Genomic DNA, 12,003 nt, shown 5'->3' with positions numbered 1-12,003 from the left:
AATGTAAGGGCAATAGATTCCCTATCAAGACAGTTGATTTTCAAAAACCGTCAGGAAAATACCCTGAATACTATCAGGCAGCGATCTGTTAAATAAAGCTGTTTACAAAATCATCCGCTGTTTTTTCTCTTCATTCTCTGTCAGGGAACTGTATTTCAGATTGGAAAATGAATTAAGAATTAGTGTTTCATAATTAAAGTGTTGTTTGTGATGATTATTGGGTCATTCATTGAAGCATTTCGCTTTCGGGAGCGCCCAGGTAAGAGGGTTTCAACCCTCCGGTATTGATCAGGAGTTTTTCAAGGACAATTCCGGGTTCCAGTACTCTGAAACGTAAAGTATGTTTTCCTGCCTGCTGAACCAAATGTTTTGTAATGGATTTAATAATATGTTCGGACTGCCATCTTCCCAATTCTCCTTTGTAATGGCCATTGAAATTTACAACCTGTGCAGGCTGGCCATCAAACGAAATTTCATAACGGAGACCTTTATTGTGGTTAAAATTTAAAGTCGGAGCTAATAATAGTTGGACTTCAAACTCACCTTGTGATTCAAAGTTTATATCGTATTCAAGCCAGATATTTTCATCGCTTTTTGGATATGCATTCTGCGGAAAGGTTGTTATCCCGGATTTTGTTTTTCCGAAATCAGGAATCACTTCCCAATGGATCCGGTCAGAATTATTCATTCTTGCAAAATTTTCCGCTTCAATGGAAACATACCCGTTTTTCTCCTGAAATATTTTTTCTTTGGGAACCTCAGCGTCTGAAATATAGGTCACTTCAGGCATTATATTTTCTTTTCCGTCTGCCCAGCTTTTATATCCTATTCTCATCTGGTCCATCATATGCTTCCATTTTCCATCGGCAATCGCATTATTATATTGATTGTCCAGATAAGCGTTTCTTTCAAAACATGCCTTCACTTTATCTGCATAGAAATTGGCTTCCGGATCTTTTTTCGCTGCCAGTTCCCTGTTTTTTGCTACCGCATAGTACATTTCGTATAAATTACTGCAGGCATCAATGGGATACAAAACCAGCTGATAATACGCATCCTGGTATTCTGCCGGAATCTGCTCTTTTAAGCGTAAGGCTTCTACTGCCAGAGCCCTGTAATCATTTAAAACCGTTTCAAATTCATGATAATTTTCTAGGCTGTACGTTTTGCTGTCAAGGGTTTCCGGGGTTACTCTTCTGTTGTATTTGGCGTACAGATTAATCATTCCCGCAATTTCTTTGGCGTGTTTTTCACCAAACTGCTGGGCAGCCCATTTTTCAGTATATTCCAAAAGGTTTTTAGCGTTAAACTGTTTTGGATTCCAGGCCATTTCCAGGAAAAAACTGATCGGGAATTCCATGGGTTTTAAATCTCCTACATTAACCACCCAAAGCTTATCTACCTTATGTTCATAAGAAAGATTCATCTGTTCCCATACTCTCTGGATGGGGCTTATGTTGATCCATTTGGAGTTTCTCGGGCCTCCGACATAATCGAAGTGGTAATAGATTCCATAGCCTCCCTTATGCAAGGGTTTTGAAAGATCCGGAAGCTTTCTTACATTCCCCCAGTTATCATCACAGAACAGCAGGATCACATCATCCGGAACCCGCATTCCTTTATCATAATAGTCCTGAACCTCTTTATACAATGCCCAGACCTGAGGTGTTTTCTCTGCTTTTTTCCCCGTAACATCAGCAATGATTTTACGCTGATCTTTTACAATTTTCTCGAGCAGGGAAATATTGGTTCCCTCTCCCATCGCTTCATCGCCGTCACCCCGCATTCCCACTGTAACGAGCTTTTCCCAGTTTTTGCTTCTTTCCATTCCGGATTTCCAGAATTCCTGTAAAACTTCTGCATTTTTAGTATAATCCCAGACATTCGGGAGGTTATTTTTTTTGATATACCTGTGCCAGTCGGTTTGTGCCAAAGCCATAGGTTCATGGTGTGAAGTTCCCATAACAATACCCATTTCATTCGCTAACGGCCCGCTCAGAGCTTCATCGTCATAGAATGCTTTCCCCCACATTGCCGGCCAGATATAGTTTCCTTTAAGACGCAGAATCAGTTCAAAAACTTTTTCGTAGAACTTGCTGTTTATTCCACCAAAAGTCGCTCTTGCCCAGCCTCCGAGTGAAGGCTCTTCATCATTAAGGAAAATACCACGATATTCTACCGCAGGCTCACCATCGGTATAGATTCCTTTTTTGAAATATAAATTTTCTTTTACCGGAACCGGAACATCTGCCCAATAATACCATGGTGAAACTCCGATTTGCTGAGACATTTCATAGATCCCGTAAATCGTACCTCTTTTATCGCTTCCTGCAATCACGATGGCTTCAGAAACGCCCGGAAAAGGATTGCTGACATTCTGAATGATATATTTTTCCCTTTTCCCTGCCAATGCCTTTCCATCCAGCTTTTTTTGCCTGATTAAACCATCAATGGTCTTGCTTTTACCTGCTTCACCAATAATAATGAGCATTCCGTTCACACCGGAATTTTGGGAAATAAGATGCGGCTGAACACCGGTTACTTTTTGAAAATCGGATTGAAGATTCGCAACGGCACGCAGAATTCCTTTGTCCGAATCGCTGTCTGAAAACAATGTCAAACCTGAATTGCGCTCTTTCAATACCACCGAATTTTCTGTCTTAGCAAAAGAAATAAAAGGTTCGGCTGCTTTTACAAAAAATATAAACAACAATGTAAGAAACAACGAAATGCTTTTTGTAAAATTCATACTATATCTTTTTGATTTTAATTTTTAAATAGGTTCAGATCAACAAATTCTCCCATTCTTCTGTAGCCGGCCTCATTGGGATGAAGGAAATCGTGATCGTGCATATCGTTTAAAATGACCTCCGGATTTTCACTCTGCATATGTTTGGCAAAATCAATGACGGCATCAAACTTCCCGCTGTTCCTGATCCAGTCATTTACTCTTTTCCAGGCCTCGATACGGAAAGGTTTGTCATAAAACGATTTTGCGAAAGGCAGAATCGTTGCTCCGTATACTTTAATTCCGTTAGCATGTGCCTTATCAATCATCACCTGATAAGCAGCAATCAGCTCTTCTGCTCTTTTGGAAGCGTCATCAGGATCTCTTGTTCCTCCCAGATCATTCACTCCTTCCAGAATAATAAGCCATTTTACACCCTGCTGATTGAGGATGTTATAATCAAAACGGTCTAATGCCGTAGGACCTAAGCCACCACGCACCACACAATTCCCCCCGATCCCGAAATTAAGGACACTTATATTCCTGGTAGAAGGATTCGCCAATAAGCGCTGAGAAAAAATATCCGGCCAGCGATTCTGTCTGTTGGTTCCTGATCCTCTTCCGTCGGTAATGGAATTTCCCATGATTGCAACAGCATATGAGGGTTCATCAGTCTTTACATCAATGTTAAAAAGCGAATACCAGTGATCTGTCTTTACTAGATTTTTAAATACCGCAACGCTTGTCTGCTCACCTTTAACAATGAAAGAAGTTGTTCTTGAAGCCGGATGCCCGGTGACAGATTGGGTTACTTTTGCGTAGGAAATTGTAATAGCCAGCAGCGAATTAGGCTTCAGGTTAAAGTTTACTTCATCAGAATAAATATCAGATCCGGGAGTAATTTTAAAATTATTTTTCTTCTCAAACGTTAATGATCTGATGGTGGCTGCATCCACATTGCTGCTATCGGACGGCACGGCAATAGAAACCGCTTTTACCGCCAGACTATCCATGGAATATTTGTTGGAGAAACGTAGCCGCACTTTTTCCCCACCCACAGATACACGCACAATCTGACGCAGGGTGTTCCCTGAAAGCCCCGGTTCCGGCGGAAGGTTTTTAGGTTCTACCAATTGAGGAGCCGTTGCCCAGGTGGTAAGCCATTGGCCTTTGGATGGATGTTTTTCCAGACTTCGTGAGGAAGAGCAGGAAACCAAAAATCCCGAAATGATAAAGATGTATAAGTTTTTGAAGCGCATTTTTTCTGTTTTTCGTTTTATCAACCTTTAATTTCTTAGTACAAATCCTCCGTTAGGCTGAATTTCAATAGAAAAATCACCTTTTGCATTCACTTTTATTTCTTTTTCTGAGGAGTTTCCCTGAGCATCATCATTGATAAGCTTTACGGCTTTCCCGGCAAACATCGGAAGCTTTATTTTCAATTTCCGGGATTGTTTTTCAGCATTTACACCAGCCACATACCAACGATTCTGATGTCTTCTGGCCACCACGGCATATTTTCCGGGATAACCGTCTATAAAAACTGTTTCATCCCAAAGGGTCGGGATTTCTTTCATAAAATCCAGCTGAAACTTCGGAGCATCGGTAAGATTGTTCGGCATAATACCAAACATCTGAACAGGGTTCTGAAACAGGACTGCTGTAGCCAGCTGAAAGCTATCTGTGGTATGTCTTTTATTTTTATCCCTGTTGGATTCCGTTAAATATGTATTGAGAAAAGTTCCTCCGAATTCCATACTTCCCACTGTATTTCTGATAAAAGGATGAAGTGTGGCAAAAAAAGCTTCCTGTCTGCGTACATCTTCTGAGAAATAGAGCATTTCTGAGGCAAGAACGGCCTCGCTTCCTGCATAATTCGGATACATCACTTCCCAGCCTCTTGGTACCGTGGCTCCGTGAAAAATAATAGTTAATCCATAATCATTGGCATCGGAGAGAATGTCTTCGTAAAGACGCATGGTTTCCTGTTTGTCCCCTCCGAAGAAATCCACTTTGAGGCCTTTTACACCAACATCTTTCAGCCATTTCATTTCTTTTTTACGTTCAACGGATGAGCTCATCTTGTTTCTAGGCCCCATCGGTGCGTCATTAGCTGCTCCGTTGGAGTTGTACCAAAGCAATACCTCAACATTTTTCGATTTTGCATATTGAATAAGCTCTTTCATGCGGTCTTTGCCTATATTTTTATCCCAAAGCGCATCCATAAGAATAAACTGATATTTCAATGCAGCAGCAAGGTCTATGAATTTCACCTGATCATCATAGTTCATGCTTTTGTCCTGCCACAGAATCCAGCTCCAGGTAGATTTCCCAAACTGATACTCCTGTGAAGGCTCATACATCGGATCTACGACATCAAAAGGAATGGTAGTTTCCACGATAGGTTTCAAAGAACTGCCCATTGTAATTGTTCTCCACGGCGTCTTTCCGGGAAGTGAAACGGCTGCTCCGGTACTTCCGAAACTATTATTTTCAGCAATATCCGGATAAGCTACTTTGTAAAGGCTTTTTTCTGCTGTGGTTTCAAGATGAGAAGCACAATATGTACTGTTTACTCCTGTTTCGGAAAGCAATATCCAGCCTTCATTTCCAATATGGAAAAGACCAGGGAAAACATAGCCGTAATCTGACGGTATTCCCAACTCTGCATCGGCTTTATAGCCACTTTCATAACTTGGTGCCGTGCGTGCAAAACCTGTCATCGGCTTCATCATAGGTGAAAGAAAAGTACTGGTCTGTGAAGGGAATCTGTACCCTGTATTTTCTGACTGTATCACAACACTCAGCCGTTCTTTCATCGGTGGAATATTGTACCGGAAAGCAATATTGTTATTACTCACCTGAAACTCGATGCTGATCTGATGCTGGTCTGCATTGGTGAAATTAACGGTTAAAGTATTGGCATTATAATTAACCTCAGATTTTTTGATTTTTCCGTTCGTATATTTCTTAGAAATGATATCTTTTTTGCTGTCCACAAATTTCAGGTTCTTTGAAAAATCGGACTCATTGGTTACCAGGCCTAACGGGGATTTTTCAAGCATTGTTTTTCCCTGAAGGATAACATCATATAAGGCTTTTCCGTCTTCTGAAAAGACATGAAGCTTCAGATCTCCGTCCGGACTTGAAATTTCTGCTACCTGTGCAAAGCTTTTGCTGATCAGAAACAGGCTGAATACGATATATAAAACTTTTTTTCTCATAATTAATTATTTTCAAGAAAGGTCCAGTAATCGAAATACATAATATCTGTTGAGGCTTTGCCATTGAATACAAAATACAGATCATGAATGCCGGTAATTTTTTCAGTAAGCTGAACTTTTACGGTTTCCCAGCGGTCATCCCCACCCGTCAGCGGAACCTTTACCGTTGCAGCAACCGGGCCGTTCACAGCATCCAGATGAACGCTCATTGTTACGTCACTGTTATGAGTAGTTCCTACTCTTGCAGAAAAAGAACTAGCTCCTTTTTTCCGGAAATCTACATTCTTTACACTGGTATAAGCCCCATTTTTCTTGGCTTTAATGAAAACACCGGCCTCTTTATTCTGATAGGATTTTACATTTTCCGACCAGGCAATCATTTCTGCCTGATTGAACGAATAAGGATTAACTGTTGCGATAGCTTTTGTAATTCCGTTGGTCATTTTAAATGGTGAAATGGAGCCGTCTTTATTGAAGGTAAGTTCTTCCAGACTTACCGATCTTGTAAAACCGCTTCCTCCCGGCAATGCACCATTGTGATAAAAGAAATAGGTTTTCCCCCGGAAATCAATAACACCGGGATGATTGGTGAATGATTTCCCTTCCGTAGGCATCACAATTCCTCCATATTTCCATGGTCCCTGTGCTGTTTTACCTGTAGAATACCCTATGAATTCAGGAAGCGGACCACCCGGCCAGAAAAGATAATATAGGTTTTTCCTTTTGTACAGCCATGGCCCTTCCTCGTATTTTGAAGGTCTTTCCGGATTGGGTTTTCCGTCCCTTTTGCCAAATGATTCTTCCGTCATCGGGACTTCTACAATATTCCCGGAATAAGAAATCATATCCTCATTCAGCTTTACATATTTAAGCTTGGGATTTCCCCAATACATATGTGCCTGTCCGTCATCATCCACAAAAACCGTGGGATCAATATCTCCCCATTCGCTCTGAACGAGAGGTTTTCCCAGCGGATCATGAAAAGGCCCAAACGGACTATCGCCAACGGCAACACCAATAGCTCCTTTGTTATTGGTTTTGGACCACATCGGGACATAGATAAAAAACTTTCCGTTTATTTCTACACATTGTGCGGCCCAGGCATCGCGTTTTGCCCAGTTGAAGTCTTTATACGAGAGAATTGTTCCGTGATCTGTCCAGTTCACCATATCATTAGTGGAATATACTTTCCAGTCGTTCATGGTAAACCAGGTAGAATCATCTTCATCGTGTGTGGTGTACACATACAGCCTGTCATTGTAGACCATTGGTGCAGGGTCTGCAGTGTAATTAGTCTGAATAATGGGGTTCTGCGCAGCTCCCATCGAAAATAAACCTGTCAGCGCAATGAAACTTATATGTATTGTACGGATATTCATAGAAATTTGGATTTAAAACTTTAATCCTGTATTTATTGTGACTTCAGAATAAGATTAACTTCTTCCTGATTGACGGGTTTGAAAAGCAGTTGCGAGAAAAGGTACAAATCATTCTTCCACACTTTGAAATCGTGACCACCCGGTTCTACATAAAAAATATGGGGAATTTTATTGTCTGTAAGATAGTCGCTTGTTCTTTTGCTGAAAGGCATCAGTCTGTCCTGATCTCCGCATGAAATCCAAAGAAGTTTTAATTCTTTAGCTTTGGATGGGTCCGGAAGAAGAAGTTGAGGTTCTTTAGTATTTGGAGCTGCGGAAAAGGCTCCCACCCATGCGAACCAGTCGATATTTCCAAGTCCGAAATTCAAGGTTTGTCCGCCTCCCATGGAAAGTCCGGCAATAGCTCTGTTATTTCGGTCTTTTTTAACCGGGTATTTTTTTTCTACAAAGGGAATCAAATCATTCAGGAGGTCTTTTTCAAAGGTTGCAAAAGCTTCTACTTTATCCTTTGCCATGATGTCTCCGGTTGCCCTGTCGTCCTTCATCGCCCGGCCGTTGGGAAGTACAACGATCATGGGAGAAAGTTTTCCTTTAGCATACAGATTATCTAAAATAATTTGCGGAGTTCCATTTTTAAACCACTCTTTTTCATCTCCTCCAATACCGTGTAGCAGATATAAAACAGGATATTGAGTGCCTTTTTTATATCCGGGAGGCGTATATACTAAAGCTTTACGTGTAGTTCCAACCGTTGCCGAAGAATACTGTATTGTGTCTATTTTTCCGTGTGGAATTTCTTTTTTTTCTATATCGAAAGCCTGGGGTACTTTTTTATCAAAAGCCTGTGCAGAAATAAAAACTCCTGACAGCATGAAACCTAATGTTAATACAACTGATTTATTCATGATTTTTTTATTTGTAGTTTTAACACTTATTATTTTGGATAAAAAAATAATAACAAACTGTTTAAAGTTTTATATTGATTATTTTAACCACAAAAGTCACAAAAGTTTTAAATACTTAAGTTTTCAGAGCCAAACCTTATGCGTAATAAGCACACCTAAGTTTTGGGAAAATCTTTGATTTTCATCTTATGTGCACTTTTCTGCGATATCATTTTAAACTTACTTAAGTGAATTCAAGCATTTTAGAATGAAAACCTTTGTGACTTTTGTGGTTAATAAAGTTTAAACATCTGAATACTTATTTTATTTATCTGTTTACAGCAAACTTTTCCCTGCTAATTTTGTTATTTTCATTCTCGGCTTTATTGACTCTGAAAAAATCCACGTCTACGAAACCTCCTGCATTTTTAGTAGCATAATTAAAAACTGCGAATTTTGATCCCATAAAAAATCTACGGTAATCAAAGATCATTTTGTAATCTCTTGCCATTTCCATCCAGTTCTTCTGATCCGTACTGTAATAAAAGTCTGCAAGATCTTTTCCGAGATTAAAATCGGCATCGATACGGAGGAAAATTTTATCCGAATTGAGAGGAATCCGTTTTTTCTCTTCTTTTTTCACTCCGGTAATCGCTTTGGTTTTACTATCCAGGCTTACTTCATTGGTTGAAAAAACAATGAATTTTTCTTTACCTTCCATTACTATTGATAAAATCCCGGAATCCCCGTTGAAGGCGCTGAAACCTGCAAGGTCTCCATCTTTCATTCCTTTGAGATCCATTGCAACAATTGCTGAAGAAGTCGGGCCTTCCATTCTCTGGGTCAAAGTATTGGGTGCTGCGTACAGATTGTCTACGACTCTGCTGGTTTTCAGCCTCAGGAAGCCTTTTCTTTCGGATAAAGACCAGGCTTCATTCACCGGATTATGATTCCATTGCCACTGAATTTTCATTGTTTTATCAGAGAACTCATCGCTTTCCACCAAATGATTTTTGGGTTTGAATGGCGGAAGCGGAACTTCTCCTTTCAAAGGAACTTTTCCGTTATCTCCCAATACCGGCCAGTCGTTTTCCCATTGTACGGGAAGCAGCAGCGGAACACGTCCTACTCCGTTTCTGTCCTGGAAAATAAGGGAATACCAGTTTCCGTTTTTATCATCAATCAAAGCGCCTTGCCCTGCATAGGAAAATCCTAAAAAATTGTCTTCCAGAACTACTTTTTTCTCGTAAGGACCTGCCACTTTATCTGCCCTGTAAACTACCTGACAGCGTTTTCCATTTCTTGGCCAGGATATCATCATCATATAATATTTCCCGTTTCTTTTGATGATCTGATTTCCTTCCAGAAGCCCGGTTTCCGAAGCATCTTTCTGAAATACCTCAGTTCCATCCGGATTTCCGATCACTTCTTTAAAATCAGGGCTCAGTTCAAAAACTTTGTTGGAGGTGAAAACATATACTTTGTCATCATCATCGAAAAACAGTGATGCATCGTGAAAATGTCTTGTTCTTGTGATGAGTTTCCATTTTCCTTTTTTGGGATTATCGGTCACATAGAAATAAGATTTGAAAGGCTCATCATTCGGAGAGAATAAAACGTAATATTTCCCTTTATGATAACGGATTGAGGAAGCCCATTGGCCTCTGCCGTAAACGGTACCGTTCAATAAATCATATTTCGGGTTGTCATTCAAAGTATCGAAAACATACCCGGACATTTCCCAATGAACCAGATCCCTGGAATGCATCACCGGAGCTCCCGGCATCAGATGCATGGTGGTACTGATCAGGTAAAAATCATTTCCGTTTCTGGTAATGGATAAATCCGGTGCATCTGCCCATATGATTGGGTTTGTAAATGCCGTACTTTGTTTTCCGGAAGGATTTACCTGGGCTGAAAGAAGATTCAGCCCGATAAATCCCAATAAAGAAACTATATAAGATTTTTTGATTGTCACGGTTTTAATATTTTGGTTTGATTTGATTCTTTTTCAATCTTAAACGGAAACACTTCGACGAGCTCAGTGTGACATTGCTAATACTAACTTAATTCGGGATAATATCATTGGAAAAAGTACTGTACAGACCGATAAGGCTTCCTGTAAAACCTCCTGCAACGTCCGTAGAAAGTATATCTCCTGAAACCGGTCCTCCCAGGTTTTTATAGCTCTTGCCATCCAGCGAATAATTAAAGCTATGCTCATCTTTATCTGCTACCACCTGTAATTTAACCGGTTTGGATAATGAAATCTTCTCGCTTGCGATCAGCTTTGATTGTCCTTTTTCTGTTCTTTCCAATACGATGTAGAAATCTTTATCTTTTTTCGTGATTCCGAAAACATAATTGAATGTTTCGCTTTGATAACAGGTAATTCCTGCCAGCTCTTTTTCTGTTTTGGGCCTAAAATCCAGGGTTACAGAAGTTTCAAATGATTCATGCTGTAATCTATGGAACAGTGCCGAAACCGGAGCCAATGCCTTGATATTGGTTGCAAAAGGGTTTACTTTTACGCCGTTTTTTGTAACCGTAATAAAGCTTTCACGAGGTCCACGCATGGCAATCCATCGGAAGTCAAGATTTTTATCGGTTAGTTTATCGTTGTATGTAAAGTTTCCGTTCGGGAAAAATCCGTTTTGCCCGGTTTGATTCTGAACACCTTGTGGCATTTTCAATTTTGGTTTCATTGGAACCAGTCCGTTTTGGAAAACAGGATAAGTTCCGCTCCAATCAACCGGAAGGATAAATGTTTCACGGCCTTTATTGACTCTGTTTTTCTCGTTCGGGCGTATCGCCAGAAATACTCCGTAATATTGGCCATCCGGCGTTTCTACCAGATCTGCATGGCCTGCCCAGTCTACTTTTTCTTTTCTGTCTTTTGGAAAATAGCGCTGTGTCAGAATCGGGTTGTTTCCAGCCGGAAGGTAAGGTCCTTTAGGAGAATCGGACATAAAAATAACTTCACTGTGATTACCGCCAGTTCCTCCTTCAGCACACATCAAATAGTATTTACCATTCTTTTTATAAATATGGGGGCCTTCAATCCAGATAGGCTTTTGGGAAAGATCCACGCCGCCGTTTACAATAATCTTATCCGAACCCGCAACTATCTGGTCTTTTTCGAGATCATAGTCCCACATCTTAATAACACGGTGGCCATTGTACTGCTCAGTACCTTTCGGTGGAGCATCATTGTGAACAATATATGCCTTTCCGTCATCATCAAAGAAAATAGAAGGATCAATACCTTCAAAATTCAGTTTCTGAACTTCGCTCCATCCTTTTGCCGGATCTTTTGTTTTTACGACCATATTTCCGATACCGCCTGCAAACTGGGTAGTGATCATATAAAAAGTATCGTTGTGCTTATTGTATTTGATATCCGGTGCATAAATTCCATGGGAAACACCTGATTTTTCAACTTTAAGCTGTGAAGGTCTGTCCAGAACGTGCCCTACCTGTTTCCAGTTTACAAGATCTTTAGAAGTAAAAATAGGAACTCCCGGAAACATTGAAAATGAAGAGTTTACCAGGTAATAATCTTCTCCTTTTCTGGTAATGCTGGGGTCCGGGTAACAGCCCTGTAAAATCGGGGAATAGAACTCGTCCGGTTTAAGAGGGTTGTCATTATATATTTTATCGTTTCCACGGTAATTGAAGTCAGAAAAAGTCTGTGCAGAGATGTTACTGATGGAAAGTAAGGCTGCCACTGCAATAACATGGGTTTTATTTCTTAAAAAAACAGGATTCATTAGACTCTTTTTCATATA

7 protein-coding genes are annotated in these 12,003 nt (G+C 40.2%); all 7 read right to left on the bottom strand.

Annotated features, from left to right (window positions below):
• Positions 1 to 226: 226 nt before the first annotated feature.
• Positions 227 to 2,749: a glycosyl hydrolase 115 family protein gene (locus tag FN817_RS01910; RefSeq protein ID WP_142716480.1), complete on the bottom strand. Its 2,523-nt coding sequence runs from the start codon at positions 2,747 to 2,749 to the stop codon at positions 227 to 229.
• Between the two features lie 17 nt (positions 2,750 to 2,766).
• Positions 2,767 to 3,987: an SGNH/GDSL hydrolase family protein gene (locus tag FN817_RS01905; RefSeq protein ID WP_142716479.1), complete on the bottom strand. Its 1,221-nt coding sequence runs from the start codon at positions 3,985 to 3,987 to the stop codon at positions 2,767 to 2,769.
• 27 nt (positions 3,988 to 4,014) lie between these two features.
• Positions 4,015 to 5,952, bottom strand: coding sequence for a glycoside hydrolase family 97 protein (locus FN817_RS01900; protein WP_142716478.1), 1,938 nt, complete (start codon positions 5,950 to 5,952; stop codon positions 4,015 to 4,017).
• 2 nt (positions 5,953 to 5,954) lie between these two features.
• Entirely contained in the window at positions 5,955 to 7,331 is a 1,377-nt protein-coding gene (locus FN817_RS01895; protein WP_228451441.1) for a glycoside hydrolase family 43 protein, read from the bottom strand.
• A 32-nt stretch (positions 7,332 to 7,363) separates the two neighbouring features.
• Positions 7,364 to 8,236, bottom strand: a complete 873-nt coding sequence (locus FN817_RS01890) for an alpha/beta hydrolase (protein WP_142716477.1) — start codon at positions 8,234 to 8,236, stop codon at positions 7,364 to 7,366.
• A 307-nt stretch (positions 8,237 to 8,543) separates the two neighbouring features.
• Positions 8,544 to 10,193, bottom strand: coding sequence for a glycoside hydrolase family 43 protein (locus FN817_RS01885; protein WP_185149887.1), 1,650 nt, complete (start codon positions 10,191 to 10,193; stop codon positions 8,544 to 8,546).
• Positions 10,194 to 10,281: 88 nt separating this feature from the next.
• Positions 10,282 to 12,000, bottom strand: coding sequence for a glycoside hydrolase family 43 protein (locus tag FN817_RS01880; RefSeq protein WP_142716476.1), 1,719 nt, complete (start codon positions 11,998 to 12,000; stop codon positions 10,282 to 10,284).
• Between the last annotated feature and the right edge of the window lie 3 nt (positions 12,001 to 12,003).

The sequence above is a fragment of the Chryseobacterium rhizoplanae genome (assembly GCF_900182655.1).
GTDB classification, from domain to species: Bacteria; Bacteroidota; Bacteroidia; order Flavobacteriales; family Weeksellaceae; genus Chryseobacterium; species Chryseobacterium rhizoplanae.
The sequence above is the reverse complement of the archived record's forward strand: the minus strand, read 5'-3'. Positions and strand labels throughout refer to the sequence as shown.